At 65.8% G+C, this 22,808-nt stretch carries 18 protein-coding genes and 11 pseudogenes; 10 read left to right on the top strand and 19 right to left on the bottom strand.

Annotation, left to right across the window (positions count from 1 at the left end; genetic code table 11):
- Nucleotides 1-4: 4 nt before the first annotated feature.
- Together GNX96_RS04830 and GNX96_RS04825 are read left to right on the top strand one after the other, a co-directional pair.
- A complete protein-coding gene (locus GNX96_RS04830; RefSeq protein ID WP_163567167.1) occupies nucleotides 5-463 on the top strand; it encodes a hypothetical protein in 459 nt (152 codons plus the stop codon).
- Between the two features lie 278 nt (nucleotides 464-741).
- Nucleotides 742-2,052 (top strand): alpha/beta fold hydrolase, encoded by a 1,311-nt coding sequence (locus tag GNX96_RS04825; protein ID WP_163567166.1) that lies wholly within the window; start codon nucleotides 742-744, stop codon nucleotides 2,050-2,052.
- A gap of 9 nt (nucleotides 2,053-2,061) precedes the next feature.
- Here GNX96_RS04825 and GNX96_RS04820 read toward each other — a convergent pair whose 3' ends face one another.
- The 5 genes and pseudogenes from GNX96_RS04820 to GNX96_RS62530 all read right to left on the bottom strand — a co-directional run.
- Nucleotides 2,062-2,304 (bottom strand): matrixin family metalloprotease, encoded by a 243-nt coding sequence (locus GNX96_RS04820; protein ID WP_163567165.1) that lies wholly within the window; start codon nucleotides 2,302-2,304, stop codon nucleotides 2,062-2,064.
- On the bottom strand, nucleotides 2,301-2,816 hold the full coding sequence (locus GNX96_RS04815; protein WP_163567164.1) for a hypothetical protein: 516 nt from the start codon (nucleotides 2,814-2,816) through the stop codon (nucleotides 2,301-2,303). The genes GNX96_RS04820 and GNX96_RS04815 overlap by 4 nt, the downstream gene beginning before the upstream one ends.
- Nucleotides 2,817-2,844: 28 nt before the next feature.
- Nucleotides 2,845-3,192: an LCP family protein gene (locus GNX96_RS04810; RefSeq protein WP_279579366.1), complete on the bottom strand. Its 348-nt coding sequence runs from the start codon at nucleotides 3,190-3,192 to the stop codon at nucleotides 2,845-2,847.
- A 15-nt stretch (nucleotides 3,193-3,207) separates the two neighbouring features.
- Nucleotides 3,208-3,333, bottom strand: a pseudogene (locus GNX96_RS62535) (hypothetical protein); the annotation flags it as partial.
- Nucleotides 3,334-3,349: 16 nt separating this feature from the next.
- Nucleotides 3,350-3,655 (bottom strand): annotated as a pseudogene (locus GNX96_RS62530) (LCP family protein); the annotation flags it as partial.
- Between the two features lie 455 nt (nucleotides 3,656-4,110).
- Here GNX96_RS62530 and GNX96_RS04800 point away from each other — a divergent pair.
- Together GNX96_RS04800 and GNX96_RS04795 are read left to right on the top strand one after the other, a co-directional pair.
- Nucleotides 4,111-4,608 (top strand): GyrI-like domain-containing protein, encoded by a 498-nt coding sequence (locus GNX96_RS04800; RefSeq protein ID WP_163567161.1) that lies wholly within the window; start codon nucleotides 4,111-4,113, stop codon nucleotides 4,606-4,608.
- Between the two features lie 88 nt (nucleotides 4,609-4,696).
- Nucleotides 4,697-5,143, top strand: a complete 447-nt coding sequence (locus GNX96_RS04795) for a universal stress protein (protein ID WP_163567160.1) — start codon at nucleotides 4,697-4,699, stop codon at nucleotides 5,141-5,143.
- Between the two features lie 21 nt (nucleotides 5,144-5,164).
- On the opposite strand, the gene GNX96_RS48840 is transcribed toward GNX96_RS04795, so the two are convergent.
- Nucleotides 5,165-6,064, bottom strand: coding sequence for an alkaline phosphatase family protein (locus GNX96_RS48840; protein WP_279579442.1), 900 nt, complete (start codon nucleotides 6,062-6,064; stop codon nucleotides 5,165-5,167).
- Nucleotides 5,961-6,563: pseudogene (locus tag GNX96_RS48835) on the bottom strand (alkaline phosphatase family protein); the annotation flags it as partial. The gene GNX96_RS48840 and the pseudogene GNX96_RS48835, both read right to left, overlap by 104 nt.
- A 12-nt stretch (nucleotides 6,564-6,575) precedes the next feature.
- Between GNX96_RS48835 and GNX96_RS48830 the strand changes: the two are divergent.
- Nucleotides 6,576-6,701, top strand: coding sequence for a hypothetical protein (locus GNX96_RS48830; RefSeq protein WP_279579365.1), 126 nt, complete (start codon nucleotides 6,576-6,578; stop codon nucleotides 6,699-6,701).
- 160 nt (nucleotides 6,702-6,861) lie between these two features.
- Here GNX96_RS48830 and GNX96_RS04785 read toward each other — a convergent pair whose 3' ends face one another.
- Together GNX96_RS04785 and GNX96_RS48825 are read right to left on the bottom strand one after the other, a co-directional pair.
- Nucleotides 6,862-7,530: an MBL fold metallo-hydrolase gene (locus GNX96_RS04785; protein ID WP_279579364.1), complete on the bottom strand. Its 669-nt coding sequence runs from the start codon at nucleotides 7,528-7,530 to the stop codon at nucleotides 6,862-6,864.
- A gap of 20 nt (nucleotides 7,531-7,550) precedes the next feature.
- Nucleotides 7,551-7,790: an HAD-IA family hydrolase gene (locus GNX96_RS48825; RefSeq protein WP_279579441.1), complete on the bottom strand. Its 240-nt coding sequence runs from the start codon at nucleotides 7,788-7,790 to the stop codon at nucleotides 7,551-7,553.
- 28 nt (nucleotides 7,791-7,818) lie between these two features.
- On the opposite strand from GNX96_RS48825, the gene GNX96_RS48820 reads away from it, so the two are divergent.
- Both GNX96_RS48820 and GNX96_RS62525 read left to right on the top strand, forming a co-directional pair.
- The gene (locus GNX96_RS48820; protein WP_279579363.1) at nucleotides 7,819-8,040 is read left to right on the top strand and encodes a hypothetical protein; all 222 of its coding nucleotides are present in this window, start codon (nucleotides 7,819-7,821) and stop codon (nucleotides 8,038-8,040) included.
- Nucleotides 8,041-8,101: 61 nt separating this feature from the next.
- A pseudogene (locus tag GNX96_RS62525) lies at nucleotides 8,102-8,419 on the top strand (helix-turn-helix domain-containing protein); the annotation flags it as partial.
- A gap of 492 nt (nucleotides 8,420-8,911) precedes the next feature.
- On the opposite strand, the pseudogene GNX96_RS04770 reads toward GNX96_RS62525, so the two are convergent.
- A pseudogene (locus GNX96_RS04770) lies at nucleotides 8,912-10,127 on the bottom strand (acyl-CoA dehydrogenase family protein).
- A 119-nt stretch (nucleotides 10,128-10,246) separates the two neighbouring features.
- Here GNX96_RS04770 and GNX96_RS04765 point away from each other — a divergent pair.
- From GNX96_RS04765 to uvrA, 3 pseudogenes are all read left to right on the top strand, one after another.
- Nucleotides 10,247-11,443, top strand: a pseudogene (locus GNX96_RS04765) (acyl-CoA dehydrogenase family protein).
- Nucleotides 11,440-12,532, top strand: a pseudogene (locus tag GNX96_RS67065) (acyl-CoA dehydrogenase family protein). The pseudogenes GNX96_RS04765 and GNX96_RS67065 overlap by 4 nt, the downstream one beginning before the upstream one ends.
- A gap of 285 nt (nucleotides 12,533-12,817) precedes the next feature.
- Nucleotides 12,818-15,807 (top strand): annotated as a pseudogene (gene uvrA, locus GNX96_RS04755) (excinuclease ABC subunit UvrA).
- 70 nt (nucleotides 15,808-15,877) lie between these two features.
- Here the strand turns inward: uvrA and GNX96_RS48810 are convergent.
- The 9 genes and pseudogenes from GNX96_RS48810 to GNX96_RS04725 all read right to left on the bottom strand — a co-directional run bounded on the left by GNX96_RS48810 (nucleotide 15,878) and on the right by GNX96_RS04725 (nucleotide 22,779).
- Complete coding sequence (locus GNX96_RS48810; RefSeq protein ID WP_279579361.1) at nucleotides 15,878-16,609, bottom strand: hypothetical protein; 732 nt, start codon at nucleotides 16,607-16,609, stop codon at nucleotides 15,878-15,880.
- An 84-nt stretch (nucleotides 16,610-16,693) separates the two neighbouring features.
- Nucleotides 16,694-16,840: pseudogene (locus GNX96_RS62500) on the bottom strand (DUF2264 domain-containing protein); the annotation flags it as partial.
- Entirely contained in the window at nucleotides 16,794-17,717 is a 924-nt protein-coding gene (locus GNX96_RS48805; RefSeq protein ID WP_279579440.1) for a DUF2264 domain-containing protein, read from the bottom strand. The gene GNX96_RS48805 and the pseudogene GNX96_RS62500, both read right to left, overlap by 47 nt.
- 171 nt (nucleotides 17,718-17,888) lie before the next feature.
- A pseudogene (locus tag GNX96_RS62495) lies at nucleotides 17,889-17,993 on the bottom strand (hypothetical protein); the annotation flags it as partial.
- Nucleotides 17,959-18,681: pseudogene (locus tag GNX96_RS04745) on the bottom strand (NAD(P)-dependent oxidoreductase); the annotation flags it as partial. The pseudogenes GNX96_RS62495 and GNX96_RS04745, both read right to left, overlap by 35 nt.
- A 26-nt stretch (nucleotides 18,682-18,707) precedes the next feature.
- Complete coding sequence (locus GNX96_RS04740; protein WP_279579360.1) at nucleotides 18,708-19,286, bottom strand: carbohydrate ABC transporter permease; 579 nt, start codon at nucleotides 19,284-19,286, stop codon at nucleotides 18,708-18,710.
- Nucleotides 19,287-19,561: 275 nt separating this feature from the next.
- A complete protein-coding gene (locus GNX96_RS04735) occupies nucleotides 19,562-20,488 on the bottom strand; it encodes a carbohydrate ABC transporter permease (protein WP_279579359.1) in 927 nt (308 codons plus the stop codon).
- A gap of 66 nt (nucleotides 20,489-20,554) precedes the next feature.
- A complete protein-coding gene (locus GNX96_RS04730) occupies nucleotides 20,555-21,871 on the bottom strand; it encodes an ABC transporter substrate-binding protein (protein WP_163567159.1) in 1,317 nt (438 codons plus the stop codon).
- 74 nt (nucleotides 21,872-21,945) lie between these two features.
- On the bottom strand, nucleotides 21,946-22,779 hold the full coding sequence (locus GNX96_RS04725) for a substrate-binding domain-containing protein (protein ID WP_279579358.1): 834 nt from the start codon (nucleotides 22,777-22,779) through the stop codon (nucleotides 21,946-21,948).
- Nucleotides 22,780-22,808 lie beyond the last annotated feature (29 nt).

Raw genomic sequence — 22,808 nt, 5'->3', positions numbered from 1 at the left:
GTCGGTGACGGTTGCCAACGTGTTGATCGGGCTGGCTGTGTTGGCCTACCTGGTCTTCCGGCAGTTGCAGGCGCGCCCGGTCAAACAGAAGTCGAACCAGATTTTCCTGTTGGTCGTGGCGGTGTACGGCCTTTATTCGTCGGCGCAGGTGCTGCAGGGCCATCCACTGTCGCCGGGCGGGCTCGGTTTGGTGTTGGTCGGATTGGTGCTGGCCGGTGCTTTTGGTCTGGCGCGGGCGCTGACCGTCAAACTCTGGCGAGATGGTGACCAGTTGATGCGCCAGGGCACCTGGTTGACCGCGTCGCTCTGGGTCATCGGTGTGGCTGTTCACCTCGGGCTTGACGTGCTCGCCGAAAAACTGGGTGCGCCGGCCGGGTTGGGCTTCGCGAGCCTGCCGCTTTACCTGGCGATTACCTGGTTTGTGCAGCGGGTCGTCGTCAACAACCGGGTGCGAACCGCATAGTTGATGGCCGCCTCCACCCGCGGGTGGAGGCGGTTTTTTTTCGGTCCAGGGGTGAATGCGCTGGACCGCGTCCTCGCGCGAGGGTGGTTCGTACGAGCCACGAATGCATGGAGGACGTGCGTGAGAATTTTCCTTGTCTTGACCACTTTGATAGCCGGCTTCGTGCCGATATCCCCGGCGGCCGCCTCGCCGGGGATGACAACCCCGCAGTGGGGAGTGTGTCCACCCCAGACGCCCGATGCCTCCGGGCAGTTCGTCGATCGCGATCAGCGTCAGCAGTGCGCGAGGATTCAGGTCCCGCTGGATACCAGCATCCGGACGGGCCGAAAATCGACCTCGAGATTTCGCTGCTCAAGTCGGCCAAACCCGCCCTGCGCAAGGGATATCTGCTGACAGTGCCCGGCGGCCCAGGGGTCACTGGCCTGGATCACCCGAGCGAGCTGGTCCGCCAACTGCCGGCCGCGGTGACCGACGCGTACGACCTGGTCGGCCTGGATGATCGCGGGGTTGGCCAGAGCACTCCGGTCAAGTGCGGACTGTCCGACGCGGACCGGGCGGCCGAGAAGGGTTTCCCCTTTCCGTCGCCGAACGGGGACATCTCGAGCAGCCTGTCCGACGCTCGCAGGATCGCCGACACCTGCGCCCAAAACGCCGGCGACTATCTGAGCTACCTCACCACCGCGAACATCGCTCGCGACCTGGACCACATCCGCCAGACCCTTGGCGTACCAAGGATTTCCTTCTACGGCACCTCGTACGCGACATATCTCGGCGAGGTGTACGCGACGATGTTCAGCAGCCACACCGATCGGATGGTGCTGGACAGCGTGGATCCGCCGGGCGGCGTCAAGCAGGCGCTGAACCTGGACGGTCTCGGCGCCGAGCAGACCTTCCCGGATTTCGCGAAATGGCTGGCCGCGCAGGACAGTACGCTGCATTTCGGTACGACGGCTAGCCAAGTGCGAGCCACCTATTTCCGGCTGGCCGCGCAGCTGGACCGTACGCCGAAGAAGACGCCGAGCGGGCGGGTGTTGGACGGTAACGGCCTCCGGGCGGTCACCGACATTTCTTTGACCGGCCCTCGGTATTACCCACTCGCGTCCGCCGTCTGGCAGTTCGCGGCCGCACCGGCGGCAAAGGCGGCCGTGCCATCCACGACGCTGCCGACCGTCGTGCCGGACAACCTCGTCTCGGCGCAGGACGCGGTCATCTGTGGGGACGTGGCCTGGTCCCGAGATCCCGCTACCTACGCCACCCAGGTCCGGGTCGACCGGGCGCTTTTCCCGCTGACCAACGGAATGCCGGGCAACGTGTGGCCGTGCGCGTTCTGGCACTACCCACCGCGCGAGCCGGCCGTACGGCCGAATACGAACGGGCCGCGCAATATCCAGCTGCTGCAGAACCTCCGCGATCCATTCACGTCATACATGGGCGCCCGGCAGACGCTGGCGGCCTTCGGGCGGCGGGCCGCGATGGTCAGCATCGACGCCGGCGGGCACGGCGTCAATCTCGCGAATCCGTGTGTCAGCAGCGCATTGTCGGCATTCCTGCTGGATGGCCGACCGGTCGAGTCCCGCTGTCCGCAGTAAAAAACCCCTTCAGGCGTCCCGAAAACAGCGACCGGTGCCGAGCAGTGCCAGGCCATGCAGGTCGCCTGGTCCGTAGTCGGTGGTGCTGACCGAGGCGTCCGGGTTCATGATCTCGTGCGGGTCGTGGACGTGCCCGAGGCCGACGAGGTGGCCGAGCTCGTGCTCGATGATCGCCCGGGCCCGGGCCCGGCCGCCGCTCTGTTTCAGCCACTCGTTGATTTGTGGCCCGTCCAACACGACCGTGCCGCTCACGTAGCGGCGCTGGCCGGGATCGCCGTACGAGTCGCGCTGTAGCCGATGCCGACCACCGGGCCATCGAGGTCGGCCAGGTCCTGCGGGTCGGACCAGCTGATCAGCACCGGTGCCCACCGATTGCCGTAGCGCTTGGGCTGGAAGTCCGGCCGGTGCGGCACCGGCACCTCGGTGGTGGCGCCGTCGTCGTGGAAGTGCAGGCCGGTGGCCGCACCGAGGCGGGCGAGCGCCTCGCGCAACACGGCGTCACCGTTGCGCGGCTTACTGGCACGGTTGGTGACGTAGTGAATCGGCCGGCACGGGTCGTACGCCACCGGTGCCTGGGAGGTGCCTTGCGTCAGGGTGATCTTGTACGGGCCGGTGTCCGCCGGCAGCGGCCCAGGTCGCCCCAGCGGACGGGATCGCGCGTCGGCCGGCAAGGGCGGCGGGGTGAAGACGTTCGTCTCATGGCTGGCCTGCCGAACCGGCAGCGGATCACAGCCGGTGACGGCCAGGACAGCCACGAGACTCACGACAACGACGAGCGCTTTGCGAAGACGGTCAGAGGCCGTGCGACGCGTCATTCGGCGGATACTTTTTCAGATACGCGGTGAAGTCGTCGCTGTTGATCGCCTTGCCGAGCGCCTCGACGCCGGTCGAGCTGACCCGCTCGTAGTCGGTGCCGCCCATCTGGATGGTGCCGTTCATCGGCATGGTGCTGAAGGTGACCGCGCCCAGGCCAAGCGAGCGGGACGCGAAGACCAGGTCCTTGACCGGCGTGGTGGTCTCCACGGTCACCGAGCCGATGACCGTCTCCAGCAGTGCGTTGAGCTTGTACGGGTTGCTGAGCACGCCGCCCGTGGTGGCCTTGGCGACCAGCGCCCGGATGACCTGCTGCTGGCGCTTCATCCGGTCGTAGTCACCGGCTGCGAGTCCGTGCCGCTGGCGCACGTAATACTCCGCGTCCATACCGGTCAGGTGGTGGATGCCCTTGGTCCAGGTGCGCTTGAACTGGTTGTCGTACGTCGTCTTGTCGACGTTGACATCCACGCCGCGCGACCGCGTCAACCGCCTTGATCAGCGCCGAGAAACTGACCACCGCGGCGTAGTTGATCTTGATGCCGAGGAGGTCCTGGACGGTACGGAGGGTCAGCGACGGGCCGCCGTACTGCAGCGCGGCGTTGATCTTGTCCTTACCGCCCTGCCAGGAACCGCCGGCCGGGATCCGCACGTACGAGTCGCGCTCGATGGAGAACGCGTACACGTGCTGGAAGGACTTGTCGATGTGGAACAGGATGATCGAGTCGGACCGCTGACCGTCCACGCCCTGGGTTTTGGCCCGGGAGCCGTCGGCGTTGTCCGAGCCGAGCATCAGGATGTTCAGCGGGCCGGTGACCGGGGCGCCGGACGGCGGCACACTGGCCCGCTCGTTCTGCGGGACACCGCCGAGGATGTCACTCTTGTGAACCTCGTCGGCGTAGTGGTTGATCACCTGGTTGGCGGCCACCCAGCCACCGCCCGCGAGGACCACCACCACGATGCCGATGATCAGGCACAGTCGCGCCCATCGCGGCGACTTGGACTTCTTGGTCTTGCGCGGCCGGTCGTCGTCCTGCCGCGAGGCCCTGCTCGCCAAGCTCACCCAACTCCTTTGTTGTCTGCTTGAGTGCGGAGGATACCTGACTGGTGTCCATGCTCCTCGCGCCCTGTTTGGTGACGACGCTAGGGGGTGGTTGGTTCCCTCAAACCGCGAAATCGGTCCTTTTTGTAACGTTTTTGCTCTTCGTTTGCCGATGACTTCCCGTCGGCTTGCCGGTCTACCCCGACATGAACCCAACCCAACCCAGCATCATCCATTGTGCCGACCAGCCGTACGTGGCCATTGGCGGCACCGTCACGATGCGGACCATCGGTGAGATCGCCGACCGTATCCCGGCCGTCTTCGGATGGCTCGCCAGTCGTGGCATCGCGCCGGCGGGCCCGCCGTTCCTGCGCTACACCGTCATAGACATGAGCAGCCACCTGGAGATCGAGGCCGGCGTACCGGTCGCCACCGAGGTGCCGGGCGACGAGGACGTACGACCAGGGGTGCTGCCAGCGGGCCGGTACGTCACGGTGACCCACCTTGGTTCGCCCGAGCAGCTCGTCAGCGTCGTACGCGCGGTGCTGGAGTGGGGTGGCGAGCGGGGTCTGCGCTGGGACCGGGAGGACACGCCAGCCGGCGAGAAGTGGGGGTGCCGCTTGGAGTCGTACAAGACGAATCCGGTGATCGAGCCGGACATGTCCAAGTGGGAGACCGAGCTGGCCTTCCGGTTGGCCGACTGAATCTCGGCGCGCCGAGCCGGGCCGCGGTGGTTTACGGTGTGACCGACTTGCGGTGATCAGGTCCGGGCACACGGAGGCAGAGCCGGCGATGAGCTACTTCGAACTGGGCAACGACGGCCCGCTGGTGATCCTGGTCGGCGTGGACGGTTCGGACTCGTCGATGCACGCGGCCGCGTACGCGGCTGGCATGGCCCGGCGGCACGGTGCCGAGCTCGTCATCGTGTACGTCGGCAGCACACCGCAGATGTCGGCGTTGGTGCCGTCGCTGGCCGGCTCGGTCGAGGAGACCTTGGAGGAGGTCGCGCAGGATCTGCGCAAGCAGATAGAAGAGGCGGCCTCCCGGGAGCACACGCTCAACTACCGCTTCCTATCGGTGCATGGCGACCCGTACACCGAGCTGACCAGGATCGCCGACGAAACCCGTGCCGACGCAGTGGTGGTCGGCGCGTCCGAGCAGGCTGGCCACCGGCTGGTCGGGTCGATCGCGGTCCGGCTGGTACGCAGCGGCCGCTGGCCGGTCACCGTGGTGCCGTAGGGCCGGGAATCAACCGCGGCCTTAGTTTTCTTGGTGGCGGCGTTTTCTAGAAGATCGGGCCGCTGGGCCGGCGGCGGAAGCCGTGCTCCTGCCTGGGCATGACCTGCTCGACCGGAACCTGGGGCGGCGGCTGGGTTTTGCACTCCTCGACGGCTTCCCGCAGGAGCGCGGCGGTGTCCGGGAGGGTGGGCAGCGCGGTCGCGGGGTGCCGGCGAAGTTGATGGCCTCGACGAGGTCGCCGCAGGTGGCCCGCCGCCAGTGCGTCAGGTTGGGCACCTCGACGCCAAACCTGGTTTCGAGTAACCGCAGGACCGAGGTGTGGTCGTACGTGTGACTGCTGACCAGGCCACCGCGGGTGAACGGCGAGATCAGCATCGTCGGCACCCGCGGTCCAAGACCGATCGGGCCGGCGATGCCAGCCGCCTCCGGAGTGGTCGCCAGCGCGGCCGGCGTCAGGTATTCGCCCGGCGTGCCCCGTGGCGCCTGCGGTGCTCGTACGTGGTCGAAGAACCCGCCGTTTTCGTCGTACGTCACGATCAACAGGGTTTTCTGCCAGACCGCCGTGTTTGACGTAAGCGCTTCGAGCACCTGCTGGAGAAAATAGGCGCCGCCGGCCGGCATGTATTCCGGGTGTTCGGTGGACCAGGACGGGCCGACGATCCAGGAAACCTGGGGCAGATTGCCGTTTTGTACGTCCTGGCTGAGAAATGTTCGGCACCTTGCCGCTGGCCAGCACCGTACGGCCGCGCCGGAAGAGGTCGCTGGTGCGATCCTGGTAGGCGGCGAAATGATCGAGCATGTTGTCGCCGAAGTCGTCGCCTTCTCGGTAAAGGCGCCAGTCGATGCCAGCCGCCTGCAGCCGCTCCGGATAGGTCGTCCAGCTGAAACCGTTCTTGAAGTTGTTGATGCCCGGCCCGCCATGTGTCGCGGCTGGGTCGATTGACGCGGACATCAAGTAGAGGCGGTTCGGGATGGTTGGCCCGATGACCGAGCAGAAATAGCGGTCGCAAACCGTGAAAGTGTCCGCCAGCGCGTAGTGGAAGGGCAGGTCGTCGCGGGTGAAGTACGACATCACCCTGGCGCCGCCGTTGACGATCGCGGCCGGGTGGTCGGAGACCTTGGCGATCTGGGTGTCCGGAGTGACATGGCTGGACACCCAGGTGTCGTTTTTCCCGCCATTCATGGACTGATGCTGCACTTGCCAGGTATGCGACACGTCGGTGAGGCAGTGTGCGGAACTCGTCGCGACCGGCAGGTGCCACGGGAGCAGCAGGCCGTTGGCGCCGTCCTGCGCGGACGGGTCGAGCTGCTCGAAGGCGGTCCGGCCGGTCCGCCAGTCCCGCGGCACCAGCGGGTCGTCGAAGCCGGCAACCCCTGACAGGGTGCCGAAATAATGGTCGAATGACCGGTTTTCCTGCATCAGGATCACCACATGCTCGATGTCGGACAGTCGCGATCCGGGCCGGGCCGGGCGACGCTGGCCAGCGCGCTGCGGGCCGAGGCCGACAGCGAACCGAAGCCGGCCATCGCGCTGACCAGCCCGCTGGCGAGCACCTGACGACGAGTGAAGGAGGCCATGATTTGTCCGCTTTCGTCAGGCTTTAATGGGCGCTATGCGGAGCTACCCGTTCAGCCTGACCAAATACGGACCTTTGGTCAAGGTATTTCAGGGCAACAAAAGGGGGTTCAGTCCGTGTCGCCCTGAGGTTTCCGGTGTCCTACCAGCCGCGAGCCGCCCACTCGTCCAGGTGCGGGCGCTCCACGCCGAGGGTGGTGTCCTTGCCATGGCCCGGGTAGACCCAGGTGTCGTCGTCGAAGCGGTCGAAGATCTTGGTGCGTACGTCATGCAAAAGCGACTGAAAAGCCTCGGGACTGCCCGTTCTTCCCACCCCGCCAGGGAAAAGCGAGTCACCGGTGAAGACATGCGTGTGCCCTTGGGGATCTTCGTACGCCAACGCGATGGATCCCGGAGTGTGGCCGACCAGGTGGATGGCGGTCAGCGTGCAGTCGCCGACGACCAGCTCGTCGCCGTCGTCCAGCGGCACATCCACCGCCACCGGCAGCCCTTCGGCGTCCGGCCGACCGGCCGCGGTGGTGGCGCCGGTGGCGGCCACCACGGCGCCGATCGCCTGCCAGTGGTCCCCGTGCTGATGCGTGGTGAAGACCGTGCCGAGCTCCCCGTTCGTACGCTTCGCCAGCAGCGCGATCAGTGTGTCGGCGTCGTTGGCCGCGTCCACCAGCAGGGTGTCGCCGGTCTGCCGGCATTTCAGCAGATACGCGTTGTTGTCCATCGGGCCGACCGAGACCTTGCTGATCTCCAGGTGGGTCAGCTGCCGGGTCTGGGCCGGGCTGCCGACGCTTACTTCACCGCTGTATGTGTCCGTCACGGTTCGTCATCGTGCCACTGTCAGGGTTGGGCTTCCAGCTGCGGGACCCGGGCCGCGAACCACTGGCGGGTGGTGGCCGCGTCGGTGTGTACGACCGAGACGATGCCGACCTCTTGAGCGGCCTCCACGTTGTGCTCGATGTCGTCGATGAAGGCGACCGTCTCGGCCGGCAGCGCGAGCCTTTCCAACAGCAGCTGGTAGATCGCCGGATCGGGCTTGGCCAGCCCGACTTCGGCGGAGATCACCGACACGTCGAAGATGTCCGCGACGAGGTCGAGCGGGTAGTCGTTGGCCCAGCTGGTTGGACAACATAGCCGTCCGCAGGCCCGCCGCGCGCAGGGCTCGTACCAGCTCGACCATCGCCGGGTCGACGGTCATGTCGGCGAACATCCTGGCCAACAAGCCCGCCGCGACGACCGGTCCGCCATCGGTCAGTTGGAGTTTGGCCGCCAGCAACCGTTCGAACTCCGGTCCGGGCATCTCGCCGGTCTCCAGCCGATAGGCCGGTGACGTGCCGGTGGACCGGTTGAAGACCCATTCCGACATGACCGTCCGGTAGCCGTCGACGGCGATGCGCTCGCGGGTCAGCCAGGTCATCACCGCCCGGCCCACCGAGCCGGTGAGCACGCCGCCGAAGTCGAACACCGCGGCCCGCAGGGGAGCACCATCCATGGCTCGCACGATACCTGTCGTTCCCGCCGCTGCCCGACCGACCGCCCGGTATGATGACGGGGTGGAAGCAGCGATGCCGGGCGAGTCATCGGCGCTGGGCGCGCCGGAGAAGCTCGCCCGTACGGGCGTGCCCGGCCGGTTGTTGGAGGCCGCTACCCGGCTTTTCGCCCAGCAGGGTTTCGAAAGTACCTCGGTCCAGGAGGTGGTGGAAGCCGCCGGCGTGACCAAGGGCGCGATGTATCACTACTTCGGCTCGAAAGACGACCTGCTTTACGAGATCTACCACCGGGTCCTGTCCGTACAGATGGAACGGCTGGAAAAACTTCTCTCCGGCGACGGCTCGTACGCCGAACGTGTCCACGCGGCCGCCGCCGACGTGGTCATGACCAGCATCGCGAACCTCGACGACACCGTCATCTTCTTCCGGTCCATGCACATGCTGGGCACCGAAAAAACAGGCGCTCGTACGCGCCGAACGCCGCCGCTACCACGAACGTTTCCGCGAGGGTTATCTCCGACGGTCAGGCGGCCGGCGAATTCCGTACCGATGTGCCGGCCGACCTGGTCGTCGATTACTACTTCGGCGCTGTTCACCATCTGGGCATCTGGTATCGCCGAAAAAGGGGCGGCTCTCCGGTCGCAAGGTCGCCGAACACTACGGCGACATGCTGATCTCCAGCCTCCGCACCCAATCACCCCTCGCGAAAACCTAGCGAGTCTCGTACTTGCGCAGCTCGCGATGTGCCAGCGACCGCTTGTGCACCTCGTCCGGCCCATCGGCCAGGTGGAGCGTACGAGCGTGCGCGTACAAGGCGGCGACTGGGAAGTCCTGCGAGACGCCACCGCCACCGTGTGCCTGAATAGCCCGGTCGATGATCCAGGTGGCCACCGAGGGTGCCGCCACCTTGATCGCCTGAATTTCGGTGTGTGCGCCCTTGTTTCCGACGGTGTCCATCAACCACGCGGTTTTGAGGACCAGCAGCCGCAACTGTTCGATCTTGATCCGCGAATCGGCGATCCATTCCTGTACGACGCCCTGCTCGGCGATCGACTTGCCGAACGCGACCCGCGAGGTGACCCGGCGGCACATCGCCTCCAGCGCCCGCTCGGACATCCCGATCAGCCGCATCGCGTGATGAATGCGGCCGGGGCCCAGCCGGGCCTGGGCGATCGCGAAACCGTCTCCCTCACCGGAAATGATGTTCTGCACCGGCACTCGTACGTCGGTGAACTCGATTTCGGCGTGGCCGCCGTGGGATCCGTCGGTGTAACCGAAAACGTGCATGCCGCGCTTGATGTTCACGCCGGGGGGCGTCGCGGGGGACCAGGATCATGCTCTGCTGGCGGTGCCGGTGCGAGCTCGGGTCGGTCTTGCCCATCACGATGAAGATCTTGCAGCGCGGGCTCATCGCGCCCGATGACCACCATTTGCGGCCGTTGATCACGTATTCGTTGCCGTCGCGCTCGATTCTGGTGCTGATGTTGCTGGCGTCCGAGGACGCGACATCGGGCTCGGTCATGCAGAAAGCGGACCGGATCTCACCTTCCAGCAGCGGTTGCAGCCACTGCTCTTTCTGTGCTGGTGTGCCGAACATCGTCAGCACTTCCATGTTGCCGGTGTCCGGCGCGGCGCAGTTCAGCGCGGCTGGCGCGAGCTCCGGACTGCGGCCGGTGAGCTCGGCGAGCGGCGCGTACTGCAGGTTGGTCAGCCCGCCACCATGCTCACCGGGCAGGAAAAGGTTCCACAGCCCGCGGCTGCGGGCCTCCTGCTTGAGATCGTCGATGATCGGTGGTTGTTCCCACGGATTCTCCCGCTTTTCCAGCTGCTCCTCGAAGATCGGCTCGCTGGGATAGATATGCGAATCCATGAACTCGGTCAGCTGACCCCGCAGTTCCTCGGTACGGGCGTCGAACGCGAAATCCATCGGTGCTCCTCACCTGGCCGGGCCGTTGCCGCGAGCATACCGACTGGTCGGTTGACAGTGTAGTGTCCGGTTGGATACGTCATACCGAACAGTTGCTTCGAGAGAAGGATCCTGCCCGGATGAGTCCGACTGCCCCAGCGTTGCAGGAACAGGTACGCGACTTCCTGGCCGCCCATGACCCGACCGGCATCTCTACCGACGAGCAAGCGGCTGGAGTTTCTCCGCGCACGCTTCGACGCGGGCCTCGCCTGGGTGCACTTTCCGTCTGGCCTCGGCGGTTTGGACGCGGCGCGGTCGCTGCAGACCGAGGTGGACGAGGCCTTCGCGGCGGCCGGTGCGCCGGACAACAGCCCGCGCCGGATCGGCATTGGCCTCGGCATGGCCGCGCCGACGATCCTTGCCTTCGGTACGGACGAACAGCGACAGCGATTCCTGCGGCCGCTCTGGACCGGCGAAGAAGTGTGGTGTCAGCTGTTCAGCGAACCCGGCGCCGGCTCCGATCTTGCCGCGCTGGGCACCAAAGCCGTCAGAGATGGCGAAGAATGGCTGATCAACGGCCAAAAGGTCTGGACCTCGCTGGCGCATCAGGCCCGCTGGGCGATCCTGGTCACTCGAACCGACCCGGACGTGCCAAAACACCGCGGCATGACCTATTTCGTCTGCGACATGACCGACCCCGGGGTGGACGTACGACCGCTCCGGCAAATCACCGGCGAGGCCGAGTTCAACGAGGTTTTCCTTTCTGACGTAAGACTTCCGGACTCGTACCGGCTGGGCGAGGTCGGCGACGGTTGGCGAGTCGCGCAAACCACGCTGATGAATGAGCGGGTGTCGATCGGCGGTGGCGCGATGCCACGCGAAGGCGGTGCGATCGGCACGCTAGCCGCCACCTGGCGAGAGCATCCGGAGCTGCGTACGCCCGGCACGCACGATGCTTTGCTGCGGCTGTGGGTGGACGCCGAGGCGGTCCGGCTGACTGGCCGCTGGCTACGCGAGCAGTTGGCCGCCGGCGTACCAGGCCCCGAGGGGTCCGCGGCGAAACTGGCCTTCGCCCAGCTGAACCAGCAGATTTCCGGCTTGGAGGTGGAGTTGGCCGGCGAAGACGGGCTGCGCTACGACGACTGGACCATGCGCCGACCGTCCGATGTGGACTTCTTCGGTCGTACACCTGGCTACAGATACCTGCGAGCCAAGGGAAACTGATCGAGGGCGGCACGTCGGAAATTCTCCGGAACATTATTTCCGAACGCGTCCTCGGGCTGCCGTCCGAGCCGCGGGTCGACAAGGACGTGCCGTGGAAGGACCTCCCACGATGAGCCAGCTGCTGTATTCCGAGGAAGAGTCCGATCTGCGCGCGAGTGTACGGGCGCTGCTCACCGACCGATCCGGGCCGGACGTGGTGCTCGGCCGGATCGAGACCGACCAGCCGTACGACATGGCGCTGTGGAAGGCACTGGCCGAGCAGACCGGCTGTGCCGGGCTTCCGATCGCCGAAGCACAGGGCGGTGCAGGCGCGTCTTTCCGGGAAACCGCCGTGGTTCTGGAGGAGCTGGGCCGATCCGTCGCGCCCACCCCGTTCTTCGGCAGTGCGGTGCTGGCGACCGCCGCGCTGCTGGCGGCCGGCGAGACCGAGCTGCTGTCGGAGCTTGCTGGGGGGGGGGAGCGGTCTCGGCCACTCTCGCGGTGCCGTTTTCGTTCTTCGGCAACGACTTTCCTTCGGCCGTACGAGCCGAGGGCGGCACTTTGAGCGGGACCGTGACGACTGTCGTCGACGCCCTGACCGCGGACTATTTCGTCGTACCAGCCGAAGGTCCGGCGCTGTTCGTCGTTGCCGCGGCGGATGTCACGCGGTCGCCGATCGTCACGCTCGACCCCACCCGGCCGCTTGCCGATGTGACGCTGGAAAAAAGCGCACGGCCGGCAAATCGCGGCGGGCGACGATGCCGTAGGAGCACTCACCGCGGCCTTGCGTACGGGCGCCGCGCTGCTGGCATCCGAGCAGTTGGGCGTCGCCGAGCGCGCGCTGGAAACCACGATTGAGTATTTGAAGACCCGCTACCAGTTCGGTCGCCCGCTCGGCTCGTTCCAGGCCCTGAAACACCGGCTCGCCGATGCCTGGGTGTCGGTGACCCAGGCCCGCGCGGTGGCCCGCTATGCGGCGACCTGTGTCGCGACCGACGACCCGGACGCCGACATCGCCATCGCCCGCGCTGGCCCAGGCCCAGGTGTCCCAGGTCGCCGTCACCGTCGCCGAAGAGGCCGTCCAGCTGCACGGCGGCATCGGCTTCACCTGGGAGCACCCCGCACACCTCTACCTGAAGCGAGCGAAGAGCACCTCCCTCGCGCTGGGCACGGCCGCGAACCACCGCGCCCGCCTCGCCACCCTGGTGGACCTGCCGCTCTGACCACCTCTTGATCCGCAACGCCCCGCTGCTTGCGCCAGACGCAAGCAGCGGGGCGTTGCGGACGTTCTGGGAAAACGTCGTACGCATAGTCGCTGGTCGTTGCTGCAGTCGGCCCCGGGTGTGGACATGTGTACGAGGCCGGGATCAAACTGTCATACCTCCCGGTTACATTGGTGCGGGGGACTTCTCGTCCTTGCATCGACATCAGCTTGTACGAACACCAGCCGTATCGACGAGAGAGCGGACACATCGCGGTGGCCGACCAGCTTCAACACCTGAGTGTTCATGGCGCGCGTGAACAACCTCAAGAACGTCAGCGTGGACCTACCCAGGGACGCGCTGATCGTTTTCACCGGCCTGTCCGGGTCCGGCAAGTCCAGCCTGGCCTTCGACACGATCTTCGCGGAGGGCCAGCGCCGGTACGTGGAGTCCCTGTCGTCGTACGCGCGACAGTTCCTCGGCCAGATGGACAAGCCGGACGTGGACTTCATCGAGGGCCTGTCGCCGGCGGTGTCGATCGACCAGAAGTCCACGAACCGCAACCCGCGCTCGACAGTTGGCACCATCACCGAGGTGTACGACTACCTGCGGCTGCTGTTCGCGCGGGCCGGCGAGGCGCACTGCCCGACCTGTGGTGAGCTGATCAGCAAGCAGACCCCGCAGCAGATCGTCGACCAGATCATGGCGCTTCAGGACGGCACCCGGTTCCAGGTGTTGGCCCCGGTCGTACGAGCTCGCAAGGGTGAGTATTTGGACCTGTTCTCCAGCCTGCAGACGCAGGGTTTCTCGCGGGCCCGGGGTCGACGGCGTGGTGCATTCACTGGCCGAGCCGCCGACGCTGAAGAAGCAGGTCAAGCACACGATTGAGGTGGTCATCGACCGGCTCTCGGTGAAGGCCAGCTCCAAGCGCCGGCTGACCGACTCGGTGGAGACCGCGTTGCGGCTGGCCAACGGCATCGTGGTCGCCGAGTTCGTGGACCTGGAGGAAAACGACCCAACTCGCGAGCGGACGTATTCGGAGAAGCTGGCCTGCCCGAACAACCACCCGCTCGGCGTCGAGGAGCTGGAGCCGCGGTCGTTCTCCTTCAACGCTCCGTATGGCGCGTGCCCGGAGTGCAGCGGCATTGGTACGCGCAAGGAGGTCGACGCGGAGCTGCTGGTGCCCGACCCCGAGCAGACCCTCGCCGGTGGCGCCATCCAGCCGTGGGCGACCGGTCACAACATGGAGTATTTCAACCGCCTGCTGGGTGGACTGGGTGACGCACTCGACTTCGATCTGAACACGCCGTGGGAAGAGTTGTCGGCAGGCGCCCAAAAAGCGATTCTTTACGGCCACGAGACGCAGGTCCACGTACGCTACAAGAACCGCTATGGCCGCGAGCGCTCGTATTATGCGTCGTTCGAAGGTGTCGTGCCGTTCATCGAGCGCCGGCACCAGGAAACCGAGAGCGAGTGGAGCAAGGAGCGTTACGAGGGTTACATGCGGGATGTTCCTTGTCCCGTCTGTAAGGGCGCTCGGCTGAAGCCCGAGGTTCTCGCCGTCACCATTGGCGGCCAGAACATTTCCGAAGTCTGCGCGATGTCCATTGACGAATGCGCGGATTTCCTTGGCGCGGTGAAGCTGACCCGCCGCCAGAAGGCGATCGCCGAGCGAGTTCTCAAGGAAATTGGCGAAAGACTGCGGTTCCTGCTCGATGTCGGTTTGGACTACCTGTCGCTGGACCGCCCGGCCGGCACACTGTCCGGTGGTGAGGCGCAACGCATCCGGCTGGCGACCCAAATCGGTTCCGGCCTGGTTGGCGTCCTGTACGTGCTGGACGAGCCGTCGATCGGTCTGCACCAGCGCGACAACCGGCGGCTGATCGAGACTTTGGTACGCCTGCGGGACCTTGGCAACACGTTGATCGTCGTCGAGCATGACGAGGACACCATTCGTACGGCCGACTGGGTGGTCGACATCGGCCCCGGCGCGCGGCGAGCACGGCGGCCATGTGGTGGTGTCCGGCTCGGTCGACGATCTGTTGAAGAGCAAGGATTCGCTGACCGGCGCGTATCTGTCGGGCCGGACCGAGATCGCCGTGCCACCGCTGCGCCGGGTGCCGGACCGCAACCGGCAGTTGGTGGTGAAGGGCGCCCGAGAGCACAACCTCAGCGGCATCGACGTGGAGTTTCCGCTCGGTTGCTTCATTTCGGTGACCGGGGTCAGCGGTTCGGGCAAGTCCACCCTGGTCAACGACATCCTGTATTCGGTGCTGGCCAACACCATCAACAGTGCCCGGCTGGTGCCCGGCCGGCACACTCGGGTGAACGGTCTGTCCCTGGTGGACAAGGTGGTGGGCGTCGACCAGTCGCCCATCGGCCGTACGCCCCGGTCCAACCCGGCCACCTACACCGGCGTTTTCGACAATATCCGCAAACTCTTCGCGGAGACCACCGAAGCGAAGGTGCGCGGCTACGGCCCTGGCCGTTTCTCGTTCAACGTCAAGGGCGGTCGCTGTGAGGCATGCTCCGGCGACGGCACGATCAAGATCGAAATGAACTTCCTGCCGGACGTGTACGTGCCGTGTGAGGTTTGCCGGGGCGCCCGCTACAACCGCGAAACCCTGGAAGTTCACTTCAAGGGCAAGAGCATCTCCGAGGTGCTCAACATGCCGATCGAGGAAGCCGCCGAATTTTTCTCAGCCGTACCAGCGATCCGCCGCTATCTGGTCACGCTGGTCGATGTCGGCCTCGGGTACGTACGACTTGGCCAGCCGGCGCCGACCCTGTCCGGCGGCGAGGCGCAGCGCGTCAAACTGGCCAGTGAGTTGCAGAAACGCTCGACCGGCCGGACCGTGTACGTGCTGGACGAACCGACCACCGGTCTGCATTTCGAGGACGTGCGCAAGCTTCTCGGCGTGCTCGACCGGCTGGTCGACGCGGGCAACACGGTGATTGTCATCGAGCACAACCTGGACATCATCAAATCGTCCGACTGGGTCATCGACCTCGGCCCGGAAGGCGGCCGCAACGGCGGCATGGTCGTCGCCGAGGGCACTCCGGAGGAGGTCGCCGAGGTGGCCGCCAGCCACACTGGCCGCTTCCTCCAGCACGTCCTGGAGCCCGCGCCGGCCCCCGGCCGCAAAGCCGTCACCGCCGCCCGCCAACCCAAACGCGCCGTTTCCGCGCCGGCCTCGGCGCCGGCTCCCGCCAAGAAGGCGGCGGCCAAAAAAACCGCTGCCGCGGTGGCAAAAAAGGCGGCTCCGGCTCGTAAACGCCAGCCCGCGAAGCGATAGCCACCGCGAACTCGACGTGTTCGCTGCCGACACACCGTGGTTGACAGCGAAAACGTCGAGTTCGCGAGGGTCAGGGACGGTGGACGACGGTGAGCGGGTCGAAGGCGATGGACGTCCGTGACGTGTCCGGCCACTGGACGCAAATGGTGGAGTTGTCGGCCTTGATCAGGGTGGCTGCCGGCGGGACGGGCTTCGCGCTCAGGGTGGCCAAAGCGGCGTAAAGTCCGCTTCCCTCGCCGACAAGCCGCGGTACGAGTGCCCAGCGAGTGAAAGCCGTGCCCTCCGGTGCTCGTACGTCATCTGTTGAGGTCCAGCCGTGCAGCGGTAGGAGTGTGGACACCAGTGGTTCGTCCGGGCCGGTCGCCCAGCCGGTCTGTTCGACTCCGACGCCGGGTGGAGCGCCTACGACGCGGTGGACTCGTAATTCGTGCGCTCCCACGGCGACGGTGACGCTTTCGATCCGCAGACCAGGAACTGTTGGCGCGCCAGAGCCAAAAACCGGCAGGTGCCAGGAGGCGGCCCAACCCCAGCCATCGCCGTGGGCCGCACCGAGTGGGTGGATGCGGCGGCGGACGCTGCGTACGCCGTCAACGACCACACAAACATGATTGTCGGACACGTTGTGGGTCGACGTTGGGCCGGTACGGGTTGAATAGGCCTGGCGGCCATAGTGCGGATCGTCTTCCTCCGCCAGCTCACCTTCGTGCGGTCGTACGTGGTCGCTGCCGTGGTTGTGCAGTCGTACGATCCCGTCGGTCTGGGTGGTCTGGATGAGCAGACCGGTGGCAGCCAAAGCCAGCACCTGATCCGGGCCTTCGCTGGGCGCGGGTTCCTCGACGGCCGTCCACAGTGGATGTTCGGGCGGTGCGAGGAGGCAGACAAACGCTTTTGAAGCCCAGTAAGGGGAACCGGGACCTGAGTAGCTCTGCAGAGTTGCCGAGTGCGGGCCATGCCAGCCCAGGCTGAGCAGGTCGTCGTCAGTTTTGTCAAGGAAATAACGTAGAGTTCCGCTCAGCAGTCCGCCGCGAGGCACCGGGTGTGAGCGGGGTGTGGCCAGTGATCGCACCGAGTGCCACTGCCGCGCCGGCCGCGAAACGGTAGGTCAACGACCGTCCAAAGTGGATTGGCGCGCCATTGGACCCGAAGAGCAAAGAGAAACTCTCCAGATGCTCATGCAACCTCGGCCCCTGCGGGGCGTCTGCGCCCGCCAGGTAGGCGTCGAGCACCGGATAAAGATGCAGCGCCCACCCGTTGTAATGGTCGAAAGCGCGACCATCGCCGTCGGCATACCAGCCCTGGCCGCGATACCAGGTCTCCAGCAGCTCCAGGGCACGGTCGCGGACGCGGGCCGTCTCAGCGTCGCCCCGGCCGACGGATTCCAGGAAACCGGCCACCGTAAAGGGAAAGAGATACCAGTTGTTGGGCGCCGGGATATGTCTGACGGCGCCGCGAAGCCATTCCTCGACGCGGTCCTGCGCATCGCCGTCGAGCCGATCCCACAGCCACGGCCGGGTCAGTCGCAGGCCAAGCGCGACCGAAGCGGACTCGACCATCGGCTGGCCCTGGACGCTGTGGTCCAGGATCAGCGGCCAGGACTCGGCGTCGTCGCGTCCGGGCGTACGAGTGCCGGCGACCAATCCACTCGCGTACCGGTCGAGCCACCCATGCGGGTCGTCTCCGTTGGCGCCAGCGACCCGAAAACCGGCGGCGAGGAACGTACGCGCATAGCCTTCCAGACCGTCCGAGCGAACGCCGCTCCGCGAGGGCGGACCAGGCAGGTCCAGCAGCGCCCCGCGCGGGGTCGTCCAACGCCAGGCCGCTGCTACCAGGCGGTCCGCGGCGGTTTCCCAGTGCTGGCGGGTGTAGCCGGTGAACGGACTCAGGTCCCGGTCGTCGCCAGGGAGTTTCATGCGAGCAGATCCAACCTTTCGCGTTTCACTGGATAAGCGAAGCCGGACCCGGTGGCCCAGCGCTCGATCTCGGCGGCCGGCGGCGCGCGAGGCCGGCGCCAGCCGGTCCCACTCGTTTCCCTGGGAGCCGGCGAGATGCGGCGTGATCAGCACGTTTTCGCAATCCCACAAAGGATGTTCCGGCGGCAGGACTTCGGGATCGGTGACATCCAGGATGGCTCGTACGTCCCCCCCGCCGAGCCGCCTCGGCGAGCGCGTCCTGATCAACGACCGCACCGCGGGCGGTGTTGAGGAGCACCGCGTCCGGTCGCATCATGCCAATCAACTCGCGGCTGACCAGGCCATGGGTCGTCGAGAGCAGGGGAGTGTGGACGCTGACGAGATCGCTGCGCTCGAACAGTTCTTCGATGCTGACCAGTGGAACGTCGATTTCCCCTTCGAGAACGTACGGATCGTGCAGAAGGAGGTTCAGATCGTACGGGCGCAGTAATTCGATGACGCGTCGGCCGATCAGCGAAGCGGACAGAATGCCGATCGTACGGCCGAAGTTGCCGATGGTCCGTGGCGTACTCAACCATTCTTCGCGTCGCCGGACGGTCTTGTAGTCGCGCGCACGTTCCAGCGCACGTTTGCCGCTCAGGAGAATCATGGCGACCGTGTATTCCGCGACTGGCACCGCATTTGCCGCGGCCGCCGATGAGACCTCGATGCCGCGATCCCAACAGGCTTGGGTGATGTGCGCTCGTACGGACCCGGCCGTGTGCACGACTGCTCGTAGTTTTGGGGCAGCGTCCAGCACAGCCTCGTCGATCGGTGGGCACCCCCAGCCGGTGATAAGGATTTCCAGGTCCTGCAGGCGAGCACCGCGAAAATCGTCTATGACTGGGAGCTGGAGGTCACAGACTTTGTCGAAGGCGGCGAGAGCCCGGTCGTCCAGCACGGCGTCGGCCGCGTTCTGCGCCATCGCGAAAGCAGCGCGTGGGATGGTGGCTATTTGACCGCTCCCGCCGTGAGTCCGGATCGCCAGAATCGTTGCAGGAGAAGAAAGGCGATAACCAGCGGCAGGACGGCGAGCAATGATCCCATGATCACCACCGGATAGTAGTCAGGCGTCACAGTCGCCGAACTGTTCCAGGTGTAGAGCCCGAGACTGACCGGGTAGAGCTTCTGGTCCGACAGCATCATCATGGGCAGGAAGAAGTTGTTCCAGATCGCGGTGAGCTGGAAGAGAAAGATCGTGACCACGCCAGGCCCCAGCATCCTCAGCGCGACTCTGATATATCGAGTCAGCTCGCCGGCGCCGTCCACCCTGGCCGCCTCCAGCACCTCGTCCGGCACATAGCCCTGGCTGAAAATCCGGCCCAGATAGACGCCAAACGGATTGAAGAGTACCGGAATGAACACCGCCCAGAAGGTGTTGACCAGCCCCACAGTGGACGCCATCAGATAGAGCGGAAGTGCCAGCACCGTCTGCGGCACCATCACCGCGGCGAGCACCAGCCCGAAGAGTTTTTCCTTGTGCCGGAACTGGTATTTGTCGAAGGCATAGCCGCACGCGACACTCACCATCGAACTGATCGCAGCGCCGACCACTGCGTAGAGCAGGCTGTTGACGTAACCAGCGGCCGTAGATCCCGCTGTCCATGGCGAAAAGATCGGTCAGGTTCTTGACGAAGGAGAAATTGCCGAACGACAGCACGTCACTGCCGAACAGTGCGTCGCTGTTCTTTGACGCGGCCAGAACCAGCCACAACGCAGGCAACAGCGTGTAGAGAACGGCGATGCCGACAACGAGGTTGACGGTGACTCGACCGAGCAGACGGGGACGCAAAAAACGGCCGTAGTCATCGGGCAATCTCCTGCCGGCGGTCGGTGCGGTTGGACCAGCGGGTGATGCCGTACGACAGCGCGATGGTGCAGATCAGCAGGATCACCGACGCGGCCGCTGCCAGACCGTAGTTGTTGCGGGTGAAGGCAGCGTCGAAAATGTACATGCTGGGGGAGAAACGCGCGCTGATCATCGGAGTCGACTGGCTGAGCAGGACCGGCTCGGTGAAAAGTTGAAGGGCCCAGATCAAGGTGAACATCGCGACCGTGACGATCGCGGAGCGTACCAACGGCGCCTTGACCGAGAGCGCCGTGCGCATCGGACCGGCACCGTCGACAACGGACGCCTCGATCACTTCACGTGGGACGGCTTGCAGGGCGGCATAGAAAATCACCATGTTATAGCCGAGGTTGCTCCACAGCGAGATGTTCACGATCGCTGGTAACACCGTGTGTACGCCCAGAAAGTCGACGGTGATGTTCGCCTTGCCAAGCAGATCGACGACCGGGCTGAGGCCGGGTGTGTAGAGATAGAGCCAAATGATGGCGGCGATGATGCCAGGCACCGCGTGCGGCATGAAGAGTCCGAGCTGGGCCCAGGCCCGCAGACGTACGACACCGGAGTCCAACAGCAGGGCCAGCGCCAGCGCACCGACCACCATCAGCGGAATGTAGAGAAGGCAGTAGGAAACGACAGTGCCGAGGCTGCTGAGAAAGGTCGGGTCGCTGAGCACCGCGAAGTAGCTGCGCAGGCCAACGAAAACTGTCCGGTCTGGCCCGAAGCCGAGGCCCGGCCGGTCTTCGGCGAAGAAGCTCAGCCACAGCGCTGTCCCGACCGGAATCAGGAAGACAACCACGAAGAGCGCGAAGAACGGACCCATCAAAACGCCGCGGGCGAAACGTTCGCCGCGCCGCTTGGTCGCGTGCTTTCGAGTCGTACCCACCAGGCTGGCCGTGCTCGGCGCGGTGGCCGGCGGTGCGCGGTCGTAGTCAACTGCCCACCCCTCTCCTCAAGTGCTGTATTCGGTGGTGGACAGGCCAAGCGCTCGCAGGTCGGGCATGGTGCCGCTCTGCGCCGCACGCACCGCGTCGATGACCGTTTCCTGGCCAGCGCCGGCCCGGGCCAAACCGTCCTGCATCACCCGTTGAGTGGCGGACATTCGTGGTCCCCAGATCCAGCCGTCGCGGATTTTGTGGGCCTCGTCATCGAAAAGCCGGTAAATGTCCTGGCCACCGTAGTACGAGCGGTTGAAGGCCGCGCGGCCTACCTCCAACAGCCCGGGCACCGCCGGATATTGGCTGCTGGCGCCGCTGGTGAGCCGGGCCCGTAAAGCGGCCGGATCCGATACCTGCCATTCGATGAATTCCATCGCGGCCTCGGGATGCGTGCTGTTTTTGGTGACAGCGAAGGTGGAACCGCCCTGAGTGCCGAGCGCGGGATGCGCGAGATCCCATTGCGGCAGAGGCGCGACGCGCCAGCGACCCTTCTGTGTCGTGTGTGCTTTCATTTGGGCACCCGCGTCCCAGGCGCCGGTCAGCCGTACGAGCACCAAACCCTGGCTGACCTGAGCGTCGAACTGGCGGCCGGTGCCGGCATTGGTGAAAACCAGGCGTTCATCGATGAGCCGCTGCCAGTACGCCGCGATCCGGCGGGTTGGCGCGTCCGCGAGTGAGACGTTCCACGCGCCACCTTTGGTGCCGAACCACTGCGCGCCGGCCTGCCACGCGTACGCGGCGACCTGTTGCGCGCCATCGGTGGGAAAAACGTACAATCGGCGGTTCGGCGCCTTGCTTTTGAGCGTACGCGCCAGTGTTTCGAACTCGTCCCAGGTGCGCGGGACTGTCAGGCCGTACTGGTCAAAGAGATCTTTCCGGTAATGCATCACCATCGGCTCGACATCCAGGGGGACAGTGAAAATCCGGCTGTCGAATGTGGTGAGCCCAAGCGCCTGCGGCAATAGTTTCGCGCGCAGCCGGTCGCTGACCATCGAGCTGAGGTCGCGGGCGACGCCGTCGATCGCGAACCCGGGGACCTGCGGATATTCGATGGTGGCGACATCGGGGGCGTTGCCGGCGCGGGCCGCGTTGCTGAGCTTCGCGTAACCCCCTTGGTCGCCGGACGGGATTTGCTGGAAGACGACCTGGATCTTGTTCTGCGTACGGTTGAACGCGTCGACGACCTGCTTGCTGCCGCGCAGCGCGGACCAGAAGGTGATTTTGGTCGGGCCGCTCCGGGAAGCGGTGCCGCCGGCCTGTGCGCACGCGGCGAGCGGGAGCGCGAGGCTCGCGGTCAGCAGCAGGGAGCGGCGAGTCAGTCGACCGGGCATCGAGGCTCCTCTCGGGTCACTCGAATCCTGATCGGCTGAGCGTTTGGAGTCAAGGGATCGATCAAAAGAGGGTTCTAATCGGTCAAACGATCAGTCGAGGCGCGGACCTTGAGTTCCGGTAGGAGCTGCAGTCGCTGCGGCCGGCCGACCTTACCGTCCAGCCGGCGCAGCAGAAGTTCCGCCGCCACCTGTCCCACCTCGGCTTTGGGTGGCGCGATCGCGGTCAGCGGGGTGCTGCCGAGGGCGGCGACCACGTCGTCGTACGCCACGACCGAACAGTCCTGCGGCACTCGTACGCCACTGTCGGCGAGTTGCTGGACAAGCATTAGCGCGTCGACGTCGCCGTGCAGAATCGCACCGGTGGCCTGGTGTTTGGCCAGGATTTCAGCGAGCGGCGGGAGCGGGCCGTCGACCGGATCGGGGCTGGCGTTGGGAGAACTCAGCACGATTGTCCAGCCGTCGATTGCCGGATGCGCCGCCGCGATCTCCGCAAACGCTGTTCGCAATGCGCGTGCGGTCGGGCTGTCGTCGCGGGCGGCCAGCACGATCCGCCGATGGCCGAGCGAGACGAGGTGGTCGACCGCGAGGTGTATTCCGTACCAGTGATCGGAGCAGACCGAGTCGACCGCGTGTAATGCGCTGCCCGGCCGCGGCCGGCGTTCCATGATCACCGCCGGCACGCGCAAGCCCGCTAACCAGCCATAATCGGCTTCTTCGAGATCAGCGGTCCGCCAGCGCGGCGCGATCAGCAGCCCCCGTACGTCGCCGGCGAGCGCTCGCTCCACGATGGGCCGTTCGGCGGCCGGGACCTGTGGCGCGATGTGCAACGCGACCCGTACGCCCGCCTCATCGAGCGCTGTCCGCGCCCCATGCACCGCCTCGTACAAGTAGGTGTGCCGCTCGGGCACCACGAGGACGACCGCTCCGTCGGTGTTCG

This window comes from Fodinicola feengrottensis (assembly GCF_010993775.1).
Classification (GTDB): Bacteria; Actinomycetota; Actinomycetes; order Mycobacteriales; family HKI-0501; genus Fodinicola; species Fodinicola feengrottensis.
The sequence above is the reverse complement of the archived record's forward strand: the minus strand, read 5'-3'. Positions and strand labels throughout refer to the sequence as shown.